This window comes from Brevibacillus ruminantium, from assembly GCF_023746555.1.
GTDB lineage: Bacteria > Bacillota > Bacilli > Brevibacillales > Brevibacillaceae > Brevibacillus > Brevibacillus ruminantium.
This window is the reverse complement of record NZ_CP098755.1, coordinates 3,519,399-3,543,154: the sequence shown is the minus strand read 5'-3', so window position 1 is coordinate 3,543,154 and position 23,756 is coordinate 3,519,399. Positions and strand designations below refer to the sequence as shown.

The window sequence follows — 23,756 nt, the reverse complement described above, 5'->3', positions numbered from 1 at the left end:
AAACCTCCTTTCCCAAAGTGGGGATTAACCACAAAGTGATGCCATTTTGCACGCACATCATATGCGCATGGGAGTAGAATGCCGCATCGAAAGCGAAATGGGATCGATACTTCAGCCTTCTCAATAAGAGACTGAAAAGGAGGAACATATGGATACAGTCATATTTGAAATAGGGCTTGCCCTTGCATTAATATCAATCGTCGGATTGCTTTCCAACAAGCTTCGATTCTCCGTCATTCCCTTCTACATCTTGGTGGGGATGGCCGTAGGGCCGCATGCGCCGCATTTTGGAATCTTTGACTTGCGATTTATTGAAAGCTCCGTGTTTATTGAGTTCATGGGTCGTCTGGGCGTATTGTTTCTGCTGTTCTACCTGGGCCTGGAGTTTTCCGTAGGTCGCCTGATCAAATCGGGGAAATCCATCCTGGTCGGTGGTTCCTTTTACGTGGCGTTGAATTTTGTCTCTGGCTTGCTGCTTGGTTGGATGATGGGGATGCCTTTAAAGGAAACGCTGGTGATCTGCGGGATCATGACCAGTTCGTCGACCGCGATCGTGGCCAAGGTGCTGGTGGATCTGAAGCGGACCGCCAATCCGGAGACGGAGATTATCATGGGGATGATCATGTTCGATGATTTGTTCATCGCTGTACACATGTCCATCTTGTCTGGTCTGGTTTTGAGCGGGGCGACTTCATTTACAGGAGTTCTGCTCACGTCGCTTTCTGCACTGCTGTTCATCCTCGTCTTCCTCGCTGTTGGCAGATACGTGATTAAATATGTAGACAAATTGTTTAATGTCAAATCGACGGAGCTCTTCTTGATTCTCGTCGTGGCAGCACTGTTTTTGGTAGCAGGCTTTTCGGAAACCCTGCACGTCGCTGAAGCGATCGGAGCGCTGATGGTCGGGCTGGTCCTCGCCGATTCCAAGCATGTGAAACGGATCGAAAGTCTGGTGCTGCCGTTCCGTGATTTCTTCGGAGCGATCTTCTTCTTCGGTTTCGGATTGACCATCGATCCGACATCTTTGGGAGGGGCAGTGTGGATTACGATTGTAGCAGTCATTCTGACGCTTATCGGGAATATGCTCGCTGGATTTCTCAGTGGTCGGATGGCTGGCATTTCGAAGCGCGCGTCAGTTAATATCGGGTTTACGCTTGTGTCGCGCGGAGAATTTTCCATTATTATGGCCAACATCGGGAAGGCGGGCGGATTGCTTCCCGTCGTGCAGTCATTTGCTGTCCTGTATGTGCTGATTCTGGCCGTACTAGGGCCGCTGCTGACGAAAGAGTCCAAATCGATCTACAGTTTTTTTGAAAAGCTCGGCGAGAATTGGAGCAAAAGGAAAGAGGAACAAGACAAAAGTGTGTCATAATCGCTGCTGGCGAAAAGTTTACGGGGCAGGTATCCGTCGTGGTGCCTGCCCCATTTCAATCATGACCGTCAGAATCGAAGAACCCACCCGGGTAGGGTGGGCTTTTTTGCTTTCCGAATTTGGCGGAGGACAATCGTAAAGGATCAGCCGTTTTGCAGCAAGACTTTTAATGTTTTCAGGCTCTCCCGCTCACCTGCAACAACGAGCAGGGCATTTGCGATGAAAACATGGTCGGGACCCGGAGTGATCTGCTTTTTCTGATCAGGGTTAATCACAGCGATGATCGTGGCTCCGGTTTTCTGCCGCACATCGACTTCACCGATAGATTTACCGATACAGGCTGCTTGTGGGGAGATTTTGTACCACTCGATGACTAAATCATTCAGGGAAAGATTGACGGTATCCAGCGCTTTCGGCTTGTAGCTCATCCCTCCGAGAATGCCTGCGGCTTGCAGGGCTTCGTCATCTTCCAGTGTGACAGAGGAGGTACACTCTTCTGCGTTCTCCTGATCAAAGAAGTACAGTTCTCTTCTTCCACTGTCATGAATGACAACAACCAATTTTTCTCCCATTCGGGTCTCCATTTGAAATTTACGACCGATTCCTGGCAAATCGGATTCCCAAATGTTCAAAATGGCAACCTCCTTTGTTTGTGAAAAACGACACGACGTTTTTCCATGAAATAAGATGCGACCGTTTGCGGTCAGATTGTCCTTTATTATACAAGAGAAGGCCGCAAGATGCTAGAAATGCAGGAAATGGATTCCACCCTTGCTGTTCTCAGTCCTCTTCGTTCCACTTGTTTGACAGAACGGGACGCTTATAGGCTTCCATTTTGTCCAGCAATCGGTCTGGCTCCTGGTCAACCAGCAGCAGATCCCGGTGGGTAGCCGGCATAAAACCGGAAAAGATGGCTTGTTCGATAAGTTGCAGGAGCGGTGTATAGTAGTCGTCAATATTTAAAATTCCGACCGGTTTCTGATGGATTCCCAGTTGTGCCCAGCAGAGTATCTCAAACAATTCCTCAAACGTGCCATAGCCGCCGGGCAAAGCGATGAAGCCATCGGAGAGCTCAGCCATTTTAGCTTTCCGTCCGTGCATGTTCTCCGCTTCGTAGAATTCCGTCAATCCACTATGTCTCATTTCACCGCGGAATAGCCCGCGAGGCATGACACCAATCGCTTTTCCTCCGGCCTCGAGAACGGCGTTTGCGGTGCTTCCCATCAGACCCATGTTGGAGCCTCCGTATACCAACTCCCATCCACGATGGGCGATACCGGCACCAAGCTCTTTTGCTTTTTCGGTAAATGTAGGTGACGTACCGGGATTCGAGCCGGCGTATACACAAATTCGCTTCATAAGTAGGCCTCCTTGCTTCGATCATTCTTTAAGCGCTGATAAACCAATGTTTAGTATACAGGGGAAACTTGGAAGAAGAAAGGCGAATTCGGGATAACGAGAAAAAAGCAGGAGAAATGAATCTCCTGCATGCAGCCACATTATTGATAGGGAGTTACTTTCTTGTCGGCACCGCTGCCCCCGAGAATTTCTTCCGATAATATCTGTTCATTCCGGCGATGATCGGCGCAATCACTATAGCCGGGATAAACCAGATAATCGGGTTGACGCTATCCAGCTGCAGCAGCCTGGGGGCGCCAAAGACAGTAAAAGCCGTAATCGTTGCGATACAACAGCCCATCATGCCGGTCAAGTGTTCAAACCACCAGTGCATTTTGTTTACAGGGGGACGCAGCCAATATCGAAGCTGGGTACCGCCGAGAAAAATCCCGACAAGGGGAAACCATGTCAGCAAAGGAAAGGAAATCGCATAGCCGTATCCGCTGATCACCAGGCTGGAGAGAAAAAGCAGACCGGGGAAAAGCAAATCCCAGAGTTTGCGATGCGAGGCAGCACGCTTTTTAAAGCGAAGGACGCGCATCCCGTACCAAGCCGTAGCAGAACTAAGCAGCGAGATATAGATCAGGAACCAGGCAAATGCGGTTGAGTCAAGCGTTCGGTTCGGGTCAAAGCCAATGCGCCAGATCCCCATGTAGAGAGCCGACACGGCTACCGACGCCATCGCGATGACGTACACCCAGCCTACGCGGACATGGGCTTTGCCTCCTTTTTTGGTGACGATCGGAATCCAGAAAACCGTAAGAGCGAGAAAACCGGCAATAATGTGAATCAAACGAAAAATAGCGAAGCCGAGCATGGGAAAATCCCCCTTAGAAGTTGGATGATATCAGTATACAAACCTATGGTCGGTTTGTGAAGTAGGAAATTTTAAAAAATGGGTCAAATGAAAAAAATTTTTGTTTTTCGAATCATTTAGTACTATCGTCCTCCGTCGATGTAATCAATTCCGCTGTTGGAAAAATTTACAGCCTTATCTTCTCTTTCTGCTTTGCATTAAACTGGATGCGTACCCAATCTGTTGGGAATATTCAGCTCGGAGGAGAACGCAAATGATGAAACGAGATTGGATACAGAAAACGACTGTTGCCGTCATGCTAGGGACATCACTTTTGTTCCTGAGTAATGGTGGACAAGCCATCGCTGCTTCCAGCAGTTCACAGCCTGCAGCCACATCACAGCAAATTGTTTCGCTAGCCCAATCTCTTGTGGGGAAAAGCTATCAATTTGGAGCAGTGGGGCCCACGAAATTTGGATCAGCAGGGTTGGCAACATATGTATATGGTCAATTCCAGATGAAGTTGGGCGATACGATTGCCAAATTGTACGGGTCCGGAAAAAGTGTGAGCCCTGATCAGATGAAAGCTGGCGATCTGCTGTTCTTTTCCACGAACGGAAAAGGCGCCCCGTCCTTTATGGGCATCTATCTGGGGAACGGTAAGTTTGTCTATTCCTCGCAGGGGGAGAAAAAAGTCGTTGAAAAGAAACTCGCTGATTATACAAAAAAACTGGTAGGTGTTCGCAGCTTTCTGAATGAGAAAGAAATCACACCGCCGAAAACGGAAGCACCCGTAAAACAGCCTTCTGACAATAATATCGAGTCCAACGGGGACAAGGTGATTAAGGCAGGAAAAAAATACCTGGGTACCCCGTATGAATACGGCTCGTCGCGTTCAACGAAAGACACGATGGATTGCTCCGAGTTCACGATGTGGGCGTATAAGGAGGGTCTTGGCATTGACATGGGGCGTGGCGGGGCAAAATCTCAGGCCAATTTTGTCAAAGCCAACGGGCATTATACCTATGATAAAAGCCAGTTAAAAAAAGGGGATCTCGTCTTTTTCATGAGCTACCGAGGGTGGAAGCAGTCTGACTACAAGGGAGTGGACCCGCTAAAGCAGAGCATCACCCATGTCGGCATCTATATGGGGGATGACAAGCTGCTGCAGACGTATTCAAAAGAATCGGGAGGCGTGAAGATTACGGATTTTTCTAACACGCACTGGGAGTATCGCTTCGTGATGGGCGGGCGTCCCTATTAAGCGCGGCATGATGAATGCCATGCGGTAAAAGCGGAAAAATGGACGATTGAAAGGCGGCATTCGCACATGCCGTTTGCCCGGCTTCTGCATCTTTATATAGGGAGACTTGTAGGAGGTGTAGAGAACATGGGTTATCCGTACCCCCCCCGGCAGCAGTCCGTATCCGCCAGGGAGCAGTGCCTACCCGCCAGGGAGCAGTGCCTACCCGCCAGGGAGCAGCGCCTCCACGCCAAGGAGCAGCGCTTATCCGCCAGGAAGCAGCGCCTCCCCGCCCGGAGATTTTCCTCCTCCGCCATCGGGACCGCCGCCAAGCCGAGTACCTAGCGTACCACAAACATACGGCCGGCAATTTGCCGTAAATCCTGGTTCCCTGTATCCGTGTATGTATCGGTATACCTATGTATGGCTTCGCAATGGGAGTTCTTTCTGGTTTTATCCGGTCTTCGTCGGTCGTACGTCTGTATCCGGATACCGTTGGAATGGATTCAGCTGGCAATATTACGGAATGGATCTAAACAGAATCGCGTATTTTACCTGCTGATGGAGAAGGCCGCCTACGCGGCCTTTTTTGTACTTTCAGAAAGTATAATTTCGCTAACGCGAAAGAGGGTGAAAGTATAAGTGCAACTAAGGCCACGCCAAAAGCTTGGCGTAGCCAAGTTTTCTAATATGGCACAAAGCGCTCCAAATAAAAAACCGCACCCACATAATCTCGGTGTGGCCACGGTTTCTTTGTGACGTGTATTGTAAATGCAATCGACTGCGTCCAGGGATTGCTGTTGTTTTCCACGTTACCAGTCGACAAAACGAATCGAACGAACAACCACTTCTTGAGCTCCCATCGGCATTTCCAGACGAATGGGCTCATTAATGGAATTCATGAGCAACTGCCGACCTATTGGGGAAAGGAAGGAGATGCGGCCCAAATCAGGGTCAGTCTGTTCTGGGAAGCATATCGTCAGGCTTTCTTCCAGTCCATCATCTACATATTGCAGGTTAACTTCACATCCGATCACCACTTTCGGCAGAACCGATGTATCGGAGGCGGAAGTTTCTTTGAGCAGGGATTCTACCGTGCTCACATACTGGTCCAGCCATTGATTGGCTTTTTGGCGTTCATTAGGCTGCTTGCCGGCGAAATGAAGATCGAGAAAGGGAATGCGCTGTTCATCAAAATAAACTAATTGCTCCACCAAACGGCGGTGCATAGAATTCGGCAAAGTATTACGGTTCACCGTAATCAACTCCTGTTCGTATTGGAATGAACCACCGGTCAGCAAAATCTGCGAGTCGCCATGGAGTTCGCCTCATTTTCATGTAAATATGCCCCCCGAATAAAAGAATGTGGCCCCTTGCTCCAGTATGCAGGGGACCATACTACCATTTTACCTAAATCCTAGAAAAAAACAATATCATTTCCAATAGGCACACATACCCTGTGCGTGCTGAAAGGAAAAAGCCCCAGTATCTTTGCGGGATACCGAGGCTTTGGGAACAGGTGCAGATATTCTATTTCACATCTACGGTGAACACATTGTGGTCGTGGATTTCACCTTTTTCTACGTGAACCTTGACGGAATACGAGCCAGCGGCGGGGAAGGTAGCGTTTGTGGACGTGTATTCGCCTGGCTTTGCTTCGGCTGTGTCGATAAAGGCATGCTTTTCTTCACCCTCGCGCCAGATTTCGAATCGGACAGTAGCTTCCGTCAGCGCTTGGTTTTCTTGAAGCAGATGGACGGTCAAGGTAGTAGCCTGGTTTGGCTGAATGGAATCAGCCGGCTGGAAATGCATTTCAACACCCTGTCCGTGCTCGTGCTCGCCGCCTTCATGCGTGCTGCCGTCCCCATGGGCCGTGCTTTGGCCATCCGGCTGAGTAGCATGCTCATGTGAATGATTCTCTTCGTGAGCGCCGTCCGCTTGTTCGCCGGCAGCCTTCACGGTAAAGGTGTGCTTCTGCATATTGTGAAAATCGCGTGCGGTGACATGGTACATCACGTTGTACGTACCCGGTTCAGCAAACGATTTTTGCGCCGTGTAAACACCGTCACTCTGATGAGCGGCCGAAATCTTCTCGTGCTGCTCCTGACCCTCTTTCCAGATTTCAAAATCGGTTTCCTTGGCGTCGTCCACAGCCGCACCGTCCTGTGTAACTTTGATGGAGAAAGTGGCCGCCTCATTGACCAGAACCTCCTGCGGCTCAATCGTCAAGGCCACTTCAATCGGGGCCCCGGAAGAAAGAGCTGCCTGCTGTTGGCTGCAGCCAGCGCCGAGGAGCAGGGCCAAGGAACCCAATACTGTCAACATATATCTTTTCACTGATTCTACCTACCTTCGTTTCGGGATTCATTGCATTTACTTCCTTGCTTCCTTCAACATTATAGGCAAAAAGACGGGGAAAATGATGACTCAAACGGGCTATTTCTTTGACCAGACCAGCCCAAGTTCACATAACTGCCACCTTTATTGGCTGAAAAAAGGAAAGCCTCCCAATCAGGAGGCTGGCCTAACGTTTTATTTTTTCTGTTCCTCAAACCACTTCTTCAAGGCTGCTGCATCCTGCTCGCCTACCAAGCGGGATACCTCTTGTCCGTCTTTGTAGTGCACCAGAGTCGGAGTATACTCGATGTGGTACTCGTCCCAACTCGGAGAAAACTCAAGCAAATTGTGCTTTTTTACATCCACTTGGAACTCGTCTGCGACAGGCACCAGAACCGGAGTGGTCCGCTGGCAATGCTCGCAGGTTGGACTGTAGAAGTAGATAAACAGTTCTTCTTTTGTTTCCATCTTGGCCTTCAGGTCTGCGGGAAGAATCTGATTGCCGTAGTTGGGATCGCTGAGCTGCTCAATCGTGGCTGGGTGTAGAGTAGATTTGCCAAACGGGTTGCCCGCGGCTGCTTCCTTGTTCGCCATGTCGGAATAGACGACAGCTCCAATTAAGAAAACAGCGGCAATAATCGAGAGGATAATGATTTTTTTCATCTTTTATTTCTCCTTCCCAGTAGAACGAATGAAAATCAGCAATACGGTAATCAACACGAACGCGATCAATGCGAGAAAGGGAATCGTGATAAAGCCCAGCCAGTTGATATAATCCGTATTGCAAGGAACGATCCCACACGCGTTGCCCAGCTCATGCAGAGAGGGAACCTTTTGAATGGCGTAGTGATAAAGAGAAATCATCCCTCCGATGACAGAGAGAGGCAAGGTATAGCGTATAATCCCGTAATCTTTTTTGGCTGAGGCAATTCCAAGCAAAATAACCAGCGGGTACATGAAGATTCGTTGATACCAGCATAATTCGCAAGGAATATACTTCAGTACTTCCGAGAAGAACAGACTGCCCCCGGTAGCGATCAGCGCGATCACCCAGGATGCAAACAGTGCCTGCTCCGCAACACGTTCTCGTTTCATATCAACACCTCGTCCACTATCTTATCACAATAACAATATGCAAGTAACTTATTTTTAGTAACAACTTGTGAACGTTTTCCATTGTTCATTCTGTTCACATAACGTTCAATACCCGATTGGAAAGATAGCCCTGTTGAGTCATACTCATTTGACCGGACGGGCCATATACTGAGACTGGATATCAACCGTATGAAAGAAATGGAAGCGGAGGAAACGAACCATGAAAAAAGGCCTGACACTGATTCCTGCACTTGCTCTGGCCTGCCTGTTGGCAGTACCTGCATCGGCCCATGACGGCTGGTCGCAAACCAATATGCCGATTATCTCATCCGGAGAGGTATCTTACGTAGAACTTCTGCTCGGAAACCACTCCAATAACCATGCGAGCTACCGTATCGACGGGACATGGAGCAAGGATACAACCAAAGTATACGTTACCCAGCCGAGCGGAAGCAAAGCAGATATTTCTGCGACCCTGTTTTACACCGGAGAAGAAAAAGACGTAACCGACCCTGGGAAAAATAACTATTATGTCGCTTCCTTCTCTTCCTCAGCTCCAGGCGCCTATATTATTTCGGTCGAAGGGGACAGCATCTTCAAAAACGGAGATGTCGCCAGCCGTACGTTGCGCAGCGCCAAATCCTTCGTGGCCATCAGTGACATCCCGACGATGCAGCGTGTAAAAGATCTGCAGGGCTTTTCCCAGCCGGTCAGTGCAGATCGGGCGGAGTTGGTTCCACTGTTCAACCCTGCTGCTGTGACTCCTGACCAGGAAGTAAAGGTTCAGCTGCTGCTGAAAGGCAAACCGTTGAAGGATACGGAGATTAGCGTAATTCGCCGCAGCAACAGCGATGCGGCCAACTACAAGACGGATGCCAATGGCGTGATCACGTTCACCACAGGAGCGGCAGACTACTACCTTCTTCGCGCGAAGCCAGCTACGGATGAAAAGCTGGCAGGAGAATACGATGCGACCAACTACGAAGCGACCATGACATTTACGGTGCAAAACGGCAAGGCGGCCATTCCTGCTGCAGTTTCCAGCCAAGCCCAGCCGCTTGTCTACCTCAACGGAAAGCTGACTGAAGTGGCAGGATTGCAGGTAAAAGACGGGAAAACAACCGTGCCCGCTGCATTTGTGAAATCTGCCCTGAATCCGGCGTATCAAGGAACCGGTCAAGTCGATTTGACACAGGCGGCCAAAGAAGCGGGAGCATCACTTGAAGTTCTGGCACCAATCGGGGCCATGCCGGAAGCGTTTGTCATCACGAAAAAATAAGCCCTCGGGGAAGTGAGATCCAGCAAAGGCCGTCGAATTTTTTTCGGCGGCTTTCTTTGGTCGGCTGCACCCGTGTAAACATCATAAGCCAACAACACCGAAGGCATGTTGCCAGAAAGGAGAATACGGATGAAAAGATGGCTTATCCTCTTCTGCCTGTGTCTCGTGGCAGCATCATCCCTGCCGTCTTTCGCAAGTGCTCACGCTTACGTGGATCGCGCTTCGCCCCAGCAGGAGGCCGAGCTGCAGGAGTCGCCAAAAGAGATACGCCTCACCTTTACCGAGGAGATCAACGGCAAGGTAAGTTCACTCGTCTTAAAGACAGAAGCAGGCAAGAGCATCCCGGGCACACTGCGTGCTGAGGACAACAGGACACTGGTGCTGCCGGTTGAATCCCTGCAAAAGGGCATTTATCGGGTAGAATGGCAGGTATTGTCCGTAGATACGCATGTGACCGAAGGCTCCTATCGGTTCGCGGTCGGCGTTCCTTTACCCAAAATTCGTCCGGCAGAGACGGTCTCGCTGGATGATGACGACCCGTCTGTGGCGGATAACGGACCCTTTGGAGCAGTCCCGGACCAGGGGCAAAGCGAAGCGCAAGGAAACAAACAAGCCGAATCATCACCCAATTCCATCGTTGGGGGGGTGGGCAGTACAGAGAAGAAGCAGTCCCCGACCACGGGAGCGAATCAAGCTCTGCCAACCAACCCTTCGGAATCATCCACAGATGGAAAGTCGCAGTCCCAAGAAAGCGCAGCGGCAGAGCAAACAAAGCCTGAGCAGGGGACGGGAGAGGCTGTCGCGAGGGAAGGATCAGCTTCTTTGGAAAAAGCAGACGATCCCGCGAAGAGCGCAAATGAATCTGCTGAAGGCGAAGATGATGCTGCCGCAGGAGAAGGGAGCCCCAATGAAACCCTTTTGCAAGCTGGCGAAAATGTTGCGACACCGTCGTTTGCAGGAGATGCTGAGGTAGAAATCGTGGCCGAATCCTTTCTCCCATCCGCTGTCCATGACCACGAGCGCCATGAGATGTGGAACAGATGGCTTCGCATGATCGATGTCCTGGTAGCAGCGATCATTGGCTCCCTTGTCTTCCTCAAAGCATGGGGACGCTTCGTCGACGCGTATCGTGTAACCCAGCGCCTACGCTCCGGCATCAAATGGTTTTTCTGGGGGTGTTTCGTATACTTCTCGCTAAGCGGAGCTGCGCGGATCTATTTGCTTGCCGACATGCTTAGGTTGCCGGGAGGGAACGGGGAGAGCATGCTGTTGCTCTATTTAAACACCATGACCGGTGCGATGGGCATATTGCGCCCCTTGCTGTGCATCCTGCTCTTGGTAGCGCTCACGACGAAAAAATCTCGACTCGGAAGTATTGTGTTAACACTCGGTCTGTTTATCACGTATCCGCTGACCGGACACGCCATGGCGGGACAGGAAAGATTCGCGTCTTTTCTCTCTGACATTTTGCATATGACAGCAGCCGTCGTATGGCTTGGGGGCTTGTCCGGCCTGACCCTGCTAGCTTTTCGTCAGAGGGCAACTCCGGACGGGCTGCTCCGCTTGCATCATCTGATGGGGCAGTTTGCCCAACTGGCGTTGTATGCGGTCAGCCTGATCTCGGGAACGGGTTTGGTACTGGGATTGCTCCGTTTCTCTCAGTTGCTGGAACTGATCTCGACCTCCTATGGTCTGATTCTCCTCGTAAAGCTCGGGGCTTTTGCAGTCGCCTTGATTGTCGCCGGTTTTCACCGTTCGAAAGTGATGCCCAGATTGGTCGTTCTCTCCGTTTTACAGGAGAGGGATGCCATCCGTTTGGTAAAGAAATTGTCCTGGACGCTGCGCTCCGAGCTGCTAATCGTGCTTGCCGCCTTGCTGCTGGCTGGCCTGCTGTCGGCCACCCCACCCCCCATCATCCGCTAGTTGACGCGAATCCGGGGAGCAGAGCGAATGTCTCGAATCGGAACGTAGGTGAACTGCAGGGAAGGTACATTTACGAGAAGAATCCCGCCTTGAGAGGATGCTGCACCGCCGTCAATGCCGATTAGATTGCCGCGCTGCCAGGGGCCTTGGCCTGCGTACTGAGGAAGACGGGTAACCGGCGTATGGCCGAAGAAAATCGTGGTCTCCCCTTGGTAATGATCGTAGAAGGGTTCCCTGATCCAGAGCAGATCGAATGGGCGTTGCTCGGCGAGCGGAACACCCGGAACAATACCGGCATGGACCAATAAGGCCGGATTGCCGGAAGGGGAGGCACTGGCAGGAAGCTCCATGGTCAGTGGCAGCGCCTCAAGAGCGGGCAGCAAGTAGGGATGGCGTGATACTATCTCCTGGCGTGCTGCATCCTGTGCCTCGGGGGAGGGAACCTGCCCGAGAAAAGCACGTCGCAAGGCTTGGCGCCCCAAGAAAGAACGAACCGTCGCATCGCCGCCGTTTAAACGCAGATACAAATCAGGATCAATCGCGCTGTTCAGCCAATCCTGAAACATTTGCTCGTGGTTTCCTTTTAGCAAAAAGATTTGGCTTGGGTGCCTGCTTTGCAGTTGGAACAGGTATTCCAAAACCTCTTTGGACTCTGGGCCGCGATCAACCATGTCCCCGATGACGTACAGACGATCTTGATTCTGGGGGGAAAAGGAAACACGGTTCAAAGCGGTTCGCAAGGCCTGATATTGCCCATGAATATCGGAAACCAAATAAGTGTTCATCTTGTTTTCTCCTCCCCGTTTCTCATTTGCATCCATTCCTATAAAATATGAGGAAAGAAGATGATGCGTGAGAGGAAGGTAAGCGGTGGATCAACTATGTACATGGCTGAAAGCGTCAAAATTCACAGTCGTTTTTACAGGAGCAGGTATGTCAACGGAGAGCGGGCTGCCCGATTTCCGCTCGGCTCAAGCAGGGCTTTGGCGAAGCAAAGATCCTGCACGCCTGGCCAGCACCCACGCGTTGCAGCATAATCGCGAGGAGTTTCTGGACTTTTACCGGATGAGAATTGAAGCGCTTCTCTCCTGCAAGCCGCACGCGGGGCATGTTCTTTTGGCTGAGTGGGAGCGGCGCGGTCTAATCCAGGGGATCATTACGCAAAACGTCGATGGCTATCATCAGCAAGCAGGAAGCCAGCACATCGCAGAGCTGCACGGTTCACTGACGACGCTGAGCTGTCTTGTCTGCGAGAAAACCTACACGGCTGCCCGTTATCAGGAAGAGAACGGGTGGGTATGTCCTTGCGGAGGCTTCTTGCGCCCAGACGTAGTCTTGTTTGGAGAAGCACTTCCTGCCTCGGCCTTTGAGCAAGCACTGAATTGGACAGAGCAGGCCGACTTGTTTCTTGTGTTGGGTTCTTCCTTGTCTGTGAGTCCGGCAAACTGGTTCCCGCAGCAGGCGAAGGAGAGGGGAGCCAGACTGGTTATTGTCAACCGGGAGCCGACAATCCTGGACGATTTGGCAGATGCAGTGATTCATGAGCGATCCATCGGGGAAGTGCTAAAAGAAATGGACTTGGCCATGAAAAAATAAAAAATTACCTCTTGATTTCAAGTGGATTTTTTACTAGAATATTTTCTGTGAACGGGCCGGTACACGAACTGGCCCTATCCATTCCTTATACACGCCCCTATAGTTAAACGGTATAACAGATCACTCGTAATGATCAGTTCGTGGTTCGATTCCGCGTGGGGGCATACCTTGAAAACCTTGAGAAATCAAGGTTTTTTCTTTTGCATCAAAAAGGGCGGTCCGATGCCGAGGAATCACTCCATTTCCAGATTTTTATATTTCACTACCATATGACGTACAACAATTGGAAAAGTTACCAAAAAATAAAAATAAAAAACCCCACGAACGAATATCCCGTGGGGTTCACTGCCATGTCCTTATTTCTTCCCAACTTTGCCCGTCACGGCATCTACATACCAACCGTCTGTGAAATAAGAAGGCTCATACATCAGTTTGGGGACGAGCGACAATCGCCCGGATTCGGGCACATAGACGTAATAGAGATCAACCTGCAGTGACTCAAGCAGCGACTTTTTGGCATCCTCCTGGGTGATGATTTTACCAACTGTCGTTTCTTCCCTTTTTAACGCTATCGCTTCCATTTCTGCAATGGTCCCTTGACTCAGGTCGATCCAGACACGCATGACAGGGTCTTTGAAAGGAACCTGATCCTGCAAGGGATGGATGCTCAACTGCTCATACGCGGCCCGATCCACTTTTTCCATCCAAGCGGGAAGGTCGCCCAAAATGGTTCGGATTTTTACAAGATACTCCCCGGATGGAAGGCCCAGTTCATTTTGGATAAATTGCAATCCGAGCTCTTTCCCTTTATCACTCGTGATCTTAAGATGATTGGTGACTTTGTCAGACTTTAACTTCAGGATGCTGCCCGTTTCTTTGTCGGTGGTGATTTCAATCTCTCCGTCGGCATCATCTGTCAGGGTGTAAACCGTTTTAGGTGTTTCACCAGGATGAACCTCCTGATGCTGCCGTGCTGCTGCTGTTTTGGGGTTCAGGCCAAAATACTCAATCCCCATTTGCTTGAAATGATCAGGGGTGGATGTTACCGATGATTTGTCAGAGCCTGCATGGACCAGCTTCTCGTTGTTCGTGAGATAGGGCCACTTGACGGGATCGCCTTTATAGGCATCGAAATAGCCGAGGGGACTTGGTACATAGACAAACTGTTTGAGCTTGGCGTCATAGACGAGCTCAACCTCCAGTTCCTTTTCGACGAACGGCTTGATCTTTTCTGCGGTCAGGATTTTATTCGGATCGGGAAGATCACTCTTGCTGACTTTTTCGCGATTGGTTTCCATTTTGAGGATTTTCCCATTGCTGTCGAGATAGATGTAGAAGGCAGGGAGCTTTACGGGAATGTGATTAATGATGGGGTAAAAAGGGACGATCACATCTGTGGTACGAATTTGTACCAGTTCATCCGCTCTGGTATAGCTGCCCGAGACTACCTGATCAACAAAATCATCCGCTGCGTGAAGAGCGGTCGTTTCTGACGGTGCTCGATTGGAGGAAGTTCGATGGCCGCTGATCGTGAGGTAGACCAGCTTTCCATCTGCCTCAGAGACATGCATGCTCAGCACCACTTGATCCGCTTTCGAGGTTTTGGGATCATCCTCCACACTGCGAAGTGTAATTTCCCAAAAATATCCATCCCCGTTACTTCGTTTCGCATGGAGAACTTCGTAGGTTTCGAGATCGAAATACGCGGCAGCGTTTTGTACGGCTTTGGCCACCTTCTGCGGGACTTCGGAGGGAAGCTGAGTAGAAGCCTTGATCGCTGTATCAGCGGAAGGTTTTGGCCCAGCTTCTGCCGCATTGGCAACAGTGGATGTGAGAGCCAGTGCGGAAGTAAGCAGCAGAGCCTTTGCCACCGGTGACAACATCTTCATGTGCGCCAATCCTTTCTATAAATATAATGGCCAGAGTATCATACACTGTCGATCATCTGGTCAGTATCATTAATAGCACAAAACTATCAAAAAAGGAAATATTCCCAGAAAACACAGAAAAAAACCCGACCATATCAGCGGTCAGGTGAAAAATGAATGAACGTCTATTTCTGATATCGACATTTTTGTAGGTCTTTTTTACTCTTTTTTTAAAACGATTTTTAGAAAAGATAGACAAAATGTAATGGTTGGTATGATCAAAGGGACTAATTTCCTGCTTTGGGTGAGGAGAGTGTGCGGAAACTCTTTTCTTTTCGTAAACCCTTTAACAAGGAGCGATTCTATGGTAAAATTCCATTCATCCAATCATCCTACGTTTGGAGGGAAAAAGGATGAAGCTAAGACAGACTGCTCGGCTGACACTGGTTGAACAGGTCGTCGGTCAGATAGACGGATTGATACGGTCAGGTGCATGGCCAGTAGGGACACGAATTCCACCTGAGCCGGAGCTGGTTCAACAATTAGGGGTCAGCCGCAATACGATTCGGGAAGCGGTACGAGCTCTTGTCCACTCGGGTATGCTGGAGACGAGGCAGGGGGACGGCACTTATGTCAACTCTTCGAGTGATTTAGGAGCCGCCTTGCAACGCAGATGCCGTCGTTCCAATACCGTGGAGATCCTGGAGGTGCGTTCTGCGTTGGAGCAGGAGGCTGCTCGGCTGGCCGCGATTCGCAGGACAGATGAAGATGTGGAAGAGATGAAGCGCTGGTTGTCTGTCAGTGCAGCCGCACAGACGATAGAGACGTACATCGAAGCCGATATGAAATTGCACCAAGCCATTGTGAAAGCGGCCTATAACAGTATGCTGGCTGAGCTTTATGAACACATGACAGACGCGATATACGAATCGATCGGAGAGTCTGTGCAGCACTTGATCTTCTCTCCGGATTCCCAGCGCTTTGCAGAACATAAGCAAATGCATAAACAGATGGTTGAAAACATCATTGCACGTGAGCCGGAGGCTTCTATGCTGGCAGTGCGGGCCCATATTGAGGCCTCACAGCAGGCATTACAAATCAGGGAGCGGGGGGAAAGTGATGAGTGAGGATAAAGCCGTATTGCATGGAGCAACACGTGGAAAGCTGTGGCTGCTTGTTTTCGGGATTCTGTTGCTTGCCGCCAATCTGCGCGCACCGCTGACAGCCGTCGGTCCAATTGTCGGCCAGATACGCGACGAGACGGGGATTACGAACACTATCGCCGGGATGCTCACGACTCTTCCCCTGCTCGCCTTTGCCTTGCTTTCGCCGGTTGCGCCCAAAATCTCGAGGCGATATGGTGTGGAAAAAACCCTTTTTTTCAGTACCTTCCTGTTGTTCGTCGGCGTATTGATTCGGGCTTTTCACTCCGTCTGGACATTGTTCATCGGTACCGCGTTGCTCGGCTTTGCCATTGCTCTGGGCAATGTGTTGATCCCCAGCCTGATCAAGCGTGATTTTCCTCAGCGGGTAGGGGTGATGACAGGCATGTACTCCATGTCGATGAATCTCTGGGCAGCGATCGCCTCTGGCGTCAGTATTCCTATCTCGCAAAGCACTCCGCTCGGTTGGAGGGGCTCGCTGATGTGCTGGGCTGCCTTGGCCCTGCTCGCCTTGATCATCTGGTTTCCGCAACTGAAAAACAAGCAGCACGGCACGACTGCTGCCAATGCGGGGGCAAAAGGGATAAAGAGCGGTTATTTGTGGAAATCGCCTTTAGCCTGGAAAGTGACCATGTTTATGGGGCTGCAGTCCCTTGTCTTTTACGTGGGAATTGCCTGGGTTCCGCAAATCCTGCAGAGTACCGTAAGCGCGTCTGCATCGGGGTGGCTGCTCTTTTTGATGCAAATCTTCAGCGTTCCTGCGAGTTTTCTGGCACCAGTCCTGGCCGGCCGATCCAGCGATCAGCGGGGACTTGTGATTGCGACCTGCGGACTGCTGTTCCTGGGCTATGCGGGCCTCCTGACAGGATCAAGTCTGCTTTTGCCTCTATGCATGATTTTCATCGGTATTGCCGTGGGCAGTGCGTTTTCACTCGCCGTCATGTTCTTTGCGCTTCGAACCCGCAGCATGAATGACGCTGCTGAATTGTCCGGGATGTCGCAATCCATCGGATATTTACTGGCAGCTTTCGGGCCGACCCTGTTCGGTTTTATGTACGATCTGACGCAAGGCTGGACGATTCCCATCCTGATGGTCCTGGTTGTCTCTCTCTGCCTGCTGTTTGTGGGACTGCAAACAGGGAGAAACGTACAGATATCGCCAGCTGATGAAAAAGCAGCCTGAGAAACCACAAACATAGATGAATCCGAGTGTAGATGGGCAAAAATCAAAATCCTATCAAAATAGCATGGTCCTGCTGAAGGAACGGACGCTAGCCAATGTGGCGCAAAAGGTCAGTTCATCAGGGGACCATGCTTTTTTTAGTGAAAAGCGAACGTCAAGATGTTTTTTATAAAATTGAATGTAACTGCTTTGTTTATTTTTCTGGCAGAGCGATGGGCAACTCCATTCTTCTGCTTCCATCTTTGGCACTCGCTTCGAACAAGACAAGTGTGAGTGTAGAGTTAGGTTGATCTTTTTTTACTTTCACCGTAAATTGAAAATCTCCCCACTCGGGTGCAGCGACCGAGGATTGGACGGTTCCTTTGGTCAATTCATTATGTCCGTCCTCTACAACGTACTGAAATGTAGCTTCAAACACACGAGCCTTCCCTTTTACGGTATAGGTATCTGCGGCTTCCTTCGCCACGGTTACATCTTGAAAAATATCATTGCTGTACGCAGAACTGTCGCCTTTTTTGTCTTCGCCCGTCGGCTGAGCCGGCTCGGAGGACTGTGGTGGCGTCTCGGGCTTGATGGTATCTGGCGGCGATTGCTGTGCGGGCTGCTCGCTGCCAGGTGGCAGGCTCGGCTGTGTCTGGGAGGATGGTGTATTTTGGGAAGACACACAGCCTTGAAGAAGCAAGATGGTCAAAAGAAAAATCGACAGTAGTTTCTTCATCTTTACCCTCCAAGTTTGTGATTTTGATCAATCTGTTGGTACTATAAAGACGATGCATTCCTCTGTCATGTTACAATGCTGAACGGAATCAAGTGGCTGGAGTTTACACCCTGCTGACCACCAGAAAACGAAAGAGAAGGATCGAAAAAAATAGCTCCCTGCTTAGGGAGCTTAAAAACTTCGCCAAAGCCATTATAGCATAGCTCATAGCAGGGGGAAATCAGACAGACAAGCATGTTGTGGTAGAATATATGCTCATTCTAGTCATCGGGAGTGCGGTCCAGAAAGAGGCGGGTTACGCTGGTGAAATCGCCTTCCTTGATTTCCTCAGGGGCAGCCTTCTCTTCAATCGGATCATGCATATTCATGCCGGGGGCGACAGATGGCTCCTCGTGCTTCTGGGATTTATCTTTTTGCAAGGTTACTCCCTCCTATTTCTGTGGAAAAAACTTGGGGTTTTCCATAAAATGGGTATATACGCACGTCGACATCCATGCGCTCTTGACCGTTTTGTTTAGAATGACAAGAATAATGGAAGATTATTCAGGGGAAAGAGGGAATATGGCAACTTGAGTACGCATGGAATGCTTGCCGTGTGATTTGGTTTAATGAAAATGAGGACCTTTGGTATGTTGAGTGATAATCAGATGTCCGGGTACCGTTTTCCGTCACTAAAAAACAGCGTCCTTACCCAGACGTAAAGACGTAAAGGGACAGAGGGGAAAACGATGGCAAGCTTCCCTTCTTCCAAACCGGGCAGATCCAGAGGTGACTGTATGATATATGGAATTCCCTCCTGGTCCAGTTGGTCTTTATACTGCTGGGCATCTAGCCAGCTCACTGCATAATAAAATGACTTTTCCATGTATTCCGCCCTTATCATGAACGCTCAACCCCTTTGTGAACATCACTTCCATGTAGTGTAGCGGAGCGAATTGAGATAAAAAAAGCTGGATGCCTGTGAGGAGGACTAAGATTGTATGTCGCAGACACATTTGCATTTTGATATGTACATCGGCCGACAAAAGCCGGAAAGCATCAACAACCGGGAAGCTGCCTGTCCTTTTTGCAACCGGGCGGAGCTGACGGATATTTTGGATGAGAGAGGAGAGATCATCTGGCTGAAAAACAAATATCCTGTCCTGCAGGATGCGTCACAGACAGTCCTAATTGAAACTGACCAATGTGACAGCGATCTATCTGAGTATTCCAAAGAGCATCTCTATGCATTATTTTCCTTTGGCATGGAAAAATGGTTGGAGATGGCAGCAAGCGGTTCGTATCGCTCCGTTCTCTTTTTTAAAAATCACGGCCCATACTCTGGCGGAAGCATCCGTCACCCACATATGCAGATCGTGGGCCTGGATCATTTTGATTATTTGCAAGATGTAAAAAGGGAGGATTTTGAAGGGATCGTGATCGATCGGGCAGAAGGGGTAGAGTGCAACCTGTCAACCAAGCCTCGCGTTGGTTTTTTCGAATACAATGTCATCCTGTCCGAGAATGGCAGCTTACATCGATTCGCGGATTATACGCAAATCTTGACGCATTGGATCTTGCATCATGTCAATCGACGCTGCCAAAGCTACAATCTGTTCTTCTACCAGTGGGAAGGGCGGGTGATCGTCAAAGTCGTTCCGCGGTTTGTTGCCTCTCCACTCTATATCGGCTATGGAATCCCGCAGGTTGGAAACAATCTGGAGGATGTTGTGCGAGAGCTTCGCCGTCACTATTTCTGAAAGAAGCGAGGAGATGCCCTGTGAATTCGTATACGTTTACTGCCAAATCAAAGCTGACCGAGCAAGAGCTGCGGGAAATTCAGGAATTGTCCGAAGTATGCAATCATTTTGATAAGATTACGCTGAAGCTCAACGAAGATATGCTGGCTGACCGGCCGGGGACGGGCACCAATGATTTCCTTTGCTATGATCAGGGCAAATTGGTTGGCTACGGCGCCCTGTTCGTTTTTCATCAGGGCGAGGCTGAGGTGAGCGGGATGGTACATCCTGATTACCGCGGGCAAGGAATCTTCCGCAAGCTCCAGTCCATGATGGAGCAAGAGTGCCAGCACCGACAGATCCCAGCGCTCTTATTTATCGTTCAGCGCGGGTCATCGTCCGGGAAGGCTTATATGGAGCGTGCCGGTGCGGCCTACAGCGTTTCCGAATACTGGATGGAGTGGGAAGCGGCAGGTAAAGAAGGAACAACAGTGAAGGAGCGGGAGGGAGCACTGGCGGTTGGTTCCGTATCAGGGAAACAGTCGGCAAATGCGAACATGGCTGTGCGGTTAAGGCCGTCCACGCCAGAGGATATGGAACGGCTGATTCAGTTGAACGTCCTGGGCTTTCAGATGGACGAAGAGCGGGCCCGGGAAATGTCTGCAAAGCTGGAACATGACCCCAAACGCTTGACGTACATCATCGAGCATGAATCTGCCGGATCGGTTGGCAAAATAAGCGTATCGAAGCAAGCCGATCACGCGTTTATCTATGGCTTTGTCGTTGATCCGGCCCAGCAGGGAAAAGGCATCGGCAAAAAAGCGCTGATGCAATCGATCGATATGCTTCGCAAAGAGGGCTTTGAGAAAATCATATTGGAGGTTGCCACTGAAAACAGCACGGCGTTAACGCTTTATGAAGCATGCGGCTTTGAGGTCAAAGCGGCGAATGATTACTATCAGTACCCGCTGCAAGCGCCAGAACTGTAGCGGAGAATGGCGAGGGCCGCATGTGCGTGGTACCATAGCAGTATGAGCGGGAAGGTCTGAAAGGAGTGAATCAGCATGAAACTGTTGTCGATCGAACCAACGCCCAGTCCGAACGTCATGAAGCTGAATGTGGACGAGCGCTTGCCGGACGGCATGCAGCGTGTATACAACAAGCAGTCGGGAACGCAGATGCCAGAGCTCATCAAGCAGCTTTTGGCCATTGAGGGCGTCACCTCGATTTTTCATACGGCTGATTTTTATGCTTTAGAACGAAAATCACAAGCAGATTGGCAGCAAATCCTGACCCGGGCCACAGAGGTTTTTGGTGCAGGCGCCGATACGTCAATGCCGTCAACAACTGAGGCTGGCCCTGATGAAGCTTTTGGAGAGGCAGAGGTCTTTCTGCAGATGTTCCGCGGTATCCCCATGCAGGTAAAGGTGACGATGGGAATGGAGCAGATTCGCGCAGCTTTGCCCGAGCGTTTTGGCGCAGCGGCAGTAAAAGCGGGTTCTGCCTCCCCCAATGTCATCATGGAACGAAAATGGGTAGAGCAGGGCGTGCGTTATGGTGATCTGAAAGAGATTGGCGAAGAAGTAGCCAGCGAGGTGGATGCGGCTTACCCGCCATCTCGGTTGGAGGAACTGCTCCAGCAGGCGCTGCAAATGCAGGTAGGGGAAGAACCAGTGGTGGCCGAGCGGATGGCAAAAAAGGTGACCCTGGACATGCTGGACGACCCTGATTGGCAAAAACGATACGCTGCTTTGGATCGAATGGAACCAACTGCAGACGATCTGCCTGTTTTGCAAAAAGCGCTGCGGGATCAGAAGGGGTCTATACGCCGTTTGGCAGTCGTATATCTGGGAATGGTTGGCGGTGATGATGTTTTTCCACTGCTATTCGAAGCCTTGCGCGATTCCTCTGTATCGGTTCGGCGGACAGCGGGCGACACACTGTCTGATCTGGGGGCCCCCCGAGCGATCGGCGCGATGTGCGAGGCTTTGCAGGATCCAAACAAGCTGGTACGCTGGCGTGCGGCCCGTTTTCTCTACGAGGTAGGAGATGAATCCGCGTTGGATGCACTTCGCCAAGCCCAGGATGATCCCGAATTTGAAGTGCGCCTGCAAATTCAAATGGCAGTCGAGAGAATTGAGCGCGGGGAAGCAGCGAGCGGGACCGTGTGGCAGCAGATGACGAGAAGAAATGAATAGCTGCCGGGTGGAAACGGACGGATAGAGGTGAGACCTCTATCCGTTTCTTTTTCCGCTTGATCACAGCCATTATGCCAGAAAAATGTTTTCTAATGATGCTTCTTCCACATTCACGCAATAAATATCGACTCGTAACTCCACCACGGCACGGATGAGTGCGGCCACTTTCTGTTCACTGTCCACCTGCAGGGAGAAGCGGTTGTCCCCCCACTCCAGTTTGCGCCCGATCCGCTTCAAAAAGGAGTGAAAGGTTTGCTGCTCCCCGGTGGCGATCGATGAATGACGAACAGAGACAGTACGCCAAAGCTGGTACTCTGCCCTTAGCGCATCCAGACTGCCAATGGAAGCAATCCTGCCTGCTTTCATGATGGCAATGCGCGTGCAGATTTTTTCTACCTCATGGAGATTGTGGGAGGTAAAGAAAATGGTTTTTCCCTGCTGCTGGAGTTGGCGGAGCAACTGTTGAATCTGGAATGCCGATTCGATATCCACGCCGGAAGTAGGCTCATCGAGAAAAAGCATGTCCGGATTCCCGAGCATCGCTTGGGCGATTCCCAGCTTTTTTTTCATCCCGAACGAAAACGTGCGGACGTTTCTTGCTCGATGCTCGTCCAGCTCTACTTGTTTGAGGAGGGAGAGGATGGTTTGGTGATCCACGTGAACCCCTTTCACACGGGCAAAGTAGCGCAAATGCTCGGCAGCGGTAAGGGAATCGTAAAACGTGGAGTAGTCTGGCAATACGCCGGTTCTCCGCTTCCAATCGTCGAGACGGCCCTCACCTTCAAACATCCTGATTCGCCCGGATGTGGGGCGGATAATTCCCGTCAGCATGTTGATAAAGGTGGATTTGCCTGCTCCATTTCGACCCAAAAAACCAAACATTTCCCCACCGTTCACCGACAGCGAAACGTCATCGACGACCGTCCGGTTCCCATACCGTTTACAGAGATTTGTGGCTTCCAAAATGGACATCAGCAGTCCCTCCTTTGGAATAAGAAAAGGGAAGCAAGAAGAAACAGCCCCGCGTACAGCCAGAGAATGCCCGTCCATGCGCTGCCCTTTTCGATAAATACATACGGAAGCAGATAGGTGAGCCATTTGGCTGTCGGATGTTCAGAGAAAACACTCCATAGGCCGAGGAAGGGCATTCCCAGCGACAGGACAACACCAAGAAACATGGTGTATCTGGGAAGCGGGATCAGGATGGAGAGCAGAAGTGTCAGAGCGACGAAGTAGAGCAGGAAGCTCAGACATTGCCAAAAGGCCTTTCCATCAAAGCTGTGCGCAGTGATGAGAACCACTCCAAAAGAAAGAAGGAGGCATACCAGCCAAAACAGGGCAACACCCAAAAACTTGCCCATGACGATCTGGTGCCGAGAGATACGTGTGACCAAAAAGCGGATGGTTCTTCCAGCCAGTTCGCGATTCACAACATCGTGAGACAGGGAGAAAACAAACAGCGGACCGAGCAAAAGAAGGAAGCCAAACACTCCCAGCGCAGGCCCCCGCGCAAATTCTGCTTCGGAAAACATACTGGCAGCCTGTCGGAGTGCATCGGAGATCCAGTAGGATACGCCAGTGATAAAAGCAATGGTAATGAGTGATTTTACGCTTTTAAACAGACGGAAAAATTCGTGTTGGCAAATCGCCCACATAGTCAATCGCTCTCCTTTCTCCTTCATGGTACAAAGGCCACCTTACCACCAACGAAACGAGACCTTATCATTTCCTTAACAGGGAGAAAAACTGAGCACTTGTAAGCAAGAGGGCGGCAAATCCGGGGCAGACTACATCTGTTAGCAGATAGCAAGAAACACCAGAAAATGGTAGTATGGGTATAAAAATAGACACAGTTCATTTATAGTTGAC

Annotated in this window: 24 protein-coding genes and 1 tRNA gene; 11 read left to right on the top strand and 14 right to left on the bottom strand. The window is 50.4% G+C overall.

Features of this window, described 5'->3' with window-relative positions; genetic code table 11:
- Positions 1-148 precede the first annotated feature (148 nt).
- Complete coding sequence (locus NDK47_RS17525; protein ID WP_251871037.1) at positions 149-1,372, top strand: cation:proton antiporter; 1,224 nt, start codon at positions 149-151, stop codon at positions 1,370-1,372.
- 143 nt (positions 1,373-1,515) lie between these two features.
- Here the strand turns inward: NDK47_RS17525 and NDK47_RS17520 are convergent, their stop codons facing one another.
- From NDK47_RS17520 to NDK47_RS17510, 3 genes are all read right to left on the bottom strand, one after another.
- Positions 1,516-2,004, bottom strand: coding sequence for a cation:proton antiporter regulatory subunit (locus tag NDK47_RS17520; protein WP_251871036.1), 489 nt, complete (start codon positions 2,002-2,004; stop codon positions 1,516-1,518).
- Positions 2,005-2,152: 148 nt separating this feature from the next.
- On the bottom strand, positions 2,153-2,731 hold the full coding sequence (locus NDK47_RS17515) for an LOG family protein (RefSeq protein ID WP_251871035.1): 579 nt from the start codon (positions 2,729-2,731) through the stop codon (positions 2,153-2,155).
- A 154-nt stretch (positions 2,732-2,885) separates the two neighbouring features.
- A complete protein-coding gene (locus tag NDK47_RS17510; RefSeq protein WP_251871034.1) occupies positions 2,886-3,587 on the bottom strand; it encodes a DUF2306 domain-containing protein in 702 nt (233 codons plus the stop codon).
- 253 nt (positions 3,588-3,840) lie between these two features.
- Between NDK47_RS17510 and NDK47_RS17505 the strand changes: the two genes are divergently transcribed.
- A complete protein-coding gene (locus tag NDK47_RS17505) occupies positions 3,841-4,830 on the top strand; it encodes a C40 family peptidase (RefSeq protein WP_251871033.1) in 990 nt (329 codons plus the stop codon).
- A gap of 791 nt (positions 4,831-5,621) precedes the next feature.
- Here the strand turns inward: NDK47_RS17505 and NDK47_RS17500 are convergent.
- The 4 genes from NDK47_RS17500 to NDK47_RS17485 form a co-directional block, all read right to left on the bottom strand.
- Positions 5,622-6,065: a GreA/GreB family elongation factor gene (locus NDK47_RS17500; protein ID WP_251871032.1), complete on the bottom strand. Its 444-nt coding sequence runs from the start codon at positions 6,063-6,065 to the stop codon at positions 5,622-5,624.
- 274 nt (positions 6,066-6,339) lie between these two features.
- Positions 6,340-7,146: a FixH family protein gene (locus NDK47_RS17495; RefSeq protein WP_251871031.1), complete on the bottom strand. Its 807-nt coding sequence runs from the start codon at positions 7,144-7,146 to the stop codon at positions 6,340-6,342.
- 195 nt (positions 7,147-7,341) lie between these two features.
- A complete protein-coding gene (locus tag NDK47_RS17490) occupies positions 7,342-7,809 on the bottom strand; it encodes a thioredoxin family protein (RefSeq protein WP_251871030.1) in 468 nt (155 codons plus the stop codon).
- A gap of 3 nt (positions 7,810-7,812) precedes the next feature.
- A complete protein-coding gene (locus NDK47_RS17485; RefSeq protein ID WP_251871029.1) occupies positions 7,813-8,241 on the bottom strand; it encodes a disulfide oxidoreductase in 429 nt (142 codons plus the stop codon).
- 220 nt (positions 8,242-8,461) lie between these two features.
- On the opposite strand from NDK47_RS17485, the gene NDK47_RS17480 reads away from it, so the two are divergent.
- Positions 8,462-9,520, top strand: coding sequence for a DUF4198 domain-containing protein (locus NDK47_RS17480; RefSeq protein ID WP_251871028.1), 1,059 nt, complete (start codon positions 8,462-8,464; stop codon positions 9,518-9,520).
- Positions 9,521-9,649: 129 nt separating this feature from the next.
- A complete protein-coding gene (locus NDK47_RS17475; RefSeq protein ID WP_251871027.1) occupies positions 9,650-11,443 on the top strand; it encodes a copper resistance protein CopC in 1,794 nt (597 codons plus the stop codon).
- Here NDK47_RS17475 and NDK47_RS17470 read toward each other — a convergent pair.
- Positions 11,440-12,228, bottom strand: a complete 789-nt coding sequence (locus tag NDK47_RS17470) for a metallophosphoesterase family protein (protein WP_251871026.1) — start codon at positions 12,226-12,228, stop codon at positions 11,440-11,442. The two genes, NDK47_RS17475 and NDK47_RS17470, sit on opposite strands and share 4 nt — an antisense overlap.
- A gap of 85 nt (positions 12,229-12,313) precedes the next feature.
- On the opposite strand from NDK47_RS17470, the gene NDK47_RS17465 reads away from it, so the two are divergent.
- Positions 12,314-13,039: an NAD-dependent deacylase gene (locus NDK47_RS17465; protein ID WP_251871024.1), complete on the top strand. Its 726-nt coding sequence runs from the start codon at positions 12,314-12,316 to the stop codon at positions 13,037-13,039.
- Positions 13,040-13,132: 93 nt separating this feature from the next.
- Positions 13,133-13,203, top strand: a tRNA-Thr gene (locus NDK47_RS17460).
- A 192-nt stretch (positions 13,204-13,395) separates the two neighbouring features.
- Here the strand turns inward: NDK47_RS17460 and NDK47_RS17455 are convergent.
- Positions 13,396-14,928: a hypothetical protein gene (locus NDK47_RS17455; RefSeq protein ID WP_251871023.1), complete on the bottom strand. Its 1,533-nt coding sequence runs from the start codon at positions 14,926-14,928 to the stop codon at positions 13,396-13,398.
- Positions 14,929-15,320: 392 nt separating this feature from the next.
- On the opposite strand from NDK47_RS17455, the gene NDK47_RS17450 reads away from it, so the two are divergent.
- Entirely contained in the window at positions 15,321-16,034 is a 714-nt protein-coding gene (locus NDK47_RS17450; protein WP_251871022.1) for a FadR/GntR family transcriptional regulator, read from the top strand.
- A complete protein-coding gene (locus NDK47_RS17445; protein ID WP_251871021.1) occupies positions 16,027-17,253 on the top strand; it encodes a CynX/NimT family MFS transporter in 1,227 nt (408 codons plus the stop codon). Before NDK47_RS17450 ends, NDK47_RS17445 begins: the two co-directional genes overlap by 8 nt.
- Before the next feature lie 193 nt (positions 17,254-17,446).
- On the opposite strand, the gene NDK47_RS17440 is transcribed toward NDK47_RS17445, so the two are convergent.
- From NDK47_RS17440 to NDK47_RS17430, 3 genes are all read right to left on the bottom strand, one after another.
- A complete protein-coding gene (locus NDK47_RS17440) occupies positions 17,447-17,971 on the bottom strand; it encodes a Gmad2 immunoglobulin-like domain-containing protein (RefSeq protein WP_251871020.1) in 525 nt (174 codons plus the stop codon).
- Positions 17,972-18,231: 260 nt separating this feature from the next.
- Positions 18,232-18,390 (bottom strand): hypothetical protein, encoded by a 159-nt coding sequence (locus tag NDK47_RS17435; protein WP_251871019.1) that lies wholly within the window; start codon positions 18,388-18,390, stop codon positions 18,232-18,234.
- A 224-nt stretch (positions 18,391-18,614) separates the two neighbouring features.
- Positions 18,615-18,836, bottom strand: coding sequence for a hypothetical protein (locus NDK47_RS17430; RefSeq protein ID WP_251876227.1), 222 nt, complete (start codon positions 18,834-18,836; stop codon positions 18,615-18,617).
- A gap of 115 nt (positions 18,837-18,951) precedes the next feature.
- On the opposite strand from NDK47_RS17430, the gene NDK47_RS17425 reads away from it, so the two are divergent.
- From NDK47_RS17425 to NDK47_RS17415, 3 genes are all read left to right on the top strand, one after another.
- Positions 18,952-19,710 carry a DUF4931 domain-containing protein gene (locus tag NDK47_RS17425; protein WP_251871018.1) on the top strand — a complete coding sequence of 253 codons (759 nt, stop codon included), beginning with the start codon at positions 18,952-18,954 and terminating at the stop codon, positions 19,708-19,710.
- A gap of 20 nt (positions 19,711-19,730) precedes the next feature.
- Positions 19,731-20,678 carry a GNAT family N-acetyltransferase gene (locus NDK47_RS17420; RefSeq protein WP_251871016.1) on the top strand — a complete coding sequence of 316 codons (948 nt, stop codon included), beginning with the start codon at positions 19,731-19,733 and terminating at the stop codon, positions 20,676-20,678.
- A 75-nt stretch (positions 20,679-20,753) separates the two neighbouring features.
- Entirely contained in the window at positions 20,754-21,887 is a 1,134-nt protein-coding gene (locus NDK47_RS17415) for a virulence factor (RefSeq protein ID WP_251871015.1), read from the top strand.
- Positions 21,888-21,956: 69 nt separating this feature from the next.
- On the opposite strand, the gene NDK47_RS17410 is transcribed toward NDK47_RS17415, so the two are convergent.
- Together NDK47_RS17410 and NDK47_RS17405 are read right to left on the bottom strand one after the other, a co-directional pair.
- Positions 21,957-22,859: an ABC transporter ATP-binding protein gene (locus NDK47_RS17410; protein ID WP_251871013.1), complete on the bottom strand. Its 903-nt coding sequence runs from the start codon at positions 22,857-22,859 to the stop codon at positions 21,957-21,959.
- Positions 22,859-23,569, bottom strand: a complete 711-nt coding sequence (locus NDK47_RS17405) for an ABC transporter permease (RefSeq protein ID WP_251871012.1) — start codon at positions 23,567-23,569, stop codon at positions 22,859-22,861. The genes NDK47_RS17410 and NDK47_RS17405 overlap by 1 nt, the downstream gene beginning before the upstream one ends.
- Positions 23,570-23,756: the final 187 nt, after the last annotated feature.

What these genes read in the sequence shown, in the direction of transcription:
- NDK47_RS17475 (WP_251871027.1), top strand. Translation starts at nt 9,650, where the DNA reads ATGAAAAGATGGCTTATCCTCTTCTGCCTGTGTCTCGTGGCAGCATCA.
- NDK47_RS17510 (WP_251871034.1), bottom strand. Translation starts at nt 3,587, where the DNA reads ATGCTCGGCTTCGCTATTTTTCGTTTGATTCACATTATTGCCGGTTTT.
- NDK47_RS17455 (WP_251871023.1), bottom strand. Translation starts at nt 14,928, where the DNA reads ATGAAGATGTTGTCACCGGTGGCAAAGGCTCTGCTGCTTACTTCCGCA.
- NDK47_RS17425 (WP_251871018.1), top strand. Translation starts at nt 18,952, where the DNA reads ATGTCGCAGACACATTTGCATTTTGATATGTACATCGGCCGACAAAAG.
- NDK47_RS17505 (WP_251871033.1), top strand. Translation starts at nt 3,841, where the DNA reads ATGATGAAACGAGATTGGATACAGAAAACGACTGTTGCCGTCATGCTA.
- NDK47_RS17450 (WP_251871022.1), top strand. Translation starts at nt 15,321, where the DNA reads ATGAAGCTAAGACAGACTGCTCGGCTGACACTGGTTGAACAGGTCGTC.
- NDK47_RS17430 (WP_251876227.1), bottom strand. Translation starts at nt 18,836, where the DNA reads ATGGAAAAGTCATTTTATTATGCAGTGAGCTGGCTAGATGCCCAGCAG.
- NDK47_RS17515 (WP_251871035.1), bottom strand. Translation starts at nt 2,731, where the DNA reads ATGAAGCGAATTTGTGTATACGCCGGCTCGAATCCCGGTACGTCACCT.
- NDK47_RS17415 (WP_251871015.1), top strand. Translation starts at nt 20,754, where the DNA reads ATGAAACTGTTGTCGATCGAACCAACGCCCAGTCCGAACGTCATGAAG.
- NDK47_RS17440 (WP_251871020.1), bottom strand. Translation starts at nt 17,971, where the DNA reads ATGAAGAAACTACTGTCGATTTTTCTTTTGACCATCTTGCTTCTTCAA.
- NDK47_RS17490 (WP_251871030.1), bottom strand. Translation starts at nt 7,809, where the DNA reads ATGAAAAAAATCATTATCCTCTCGATTATTGCCGCTGTTTTCTTAATT.
- NDK47_RS17410 (WP_251871013.1), bottom strand. Translation starts at nt 22,859, where the DNA reads ATGTCCATTTTGGAAGCCACAAATCTCTGTAAACGGTATGGGAACCGG.
- NDK47_RS17480 (WP_251871028.1), top strand. Translation starts at nt 8,462, where the DNA reads ATGAAAAAAGGCCTGACACTGATTCCTGCACTTGCTCTGGCCTGCCTG.
- NDK47_RS17485 (WP_251871029.1), bottom strand. Translation starts at nt 8,241, where the DNA reads ATGAAACGAGAACGTGTTGCGGAGCAGGCACTGTTTGCATCCTGGGTG.
- NDK47_RS17525 (WP_251871037.1), top strand. Translation starts at nt 149, where the DNA reads ATGGATACAGTCATATTTGAAATAGGGCTTGCCCTTGCATTAATATCA.
- NDK47_RS17405 (WP_251871012.1), bottom strand. Translation starts at nt 23,569, where the DNA reads ATGAAGGAGAAAGGAGAGCGATTGACTATGTGGGCGATTTGCCAACAC.
- NDK47_RS17445 (WP_251871021.1), top strand. Translation starts at nt 16,027, where the DNA reads ATGAGTGAGGATAAAGCCGTATTGCATGGAGCAACACGTGGAAAGCTG.
- NDK47_RS17470 (WP_251871026.1), bottom strand. Translation starts at nt 12,228, where the DNA reads ATGAACACTTATTTGGTTTCCGATATTCATGGGCAATATCAGGCCTTG.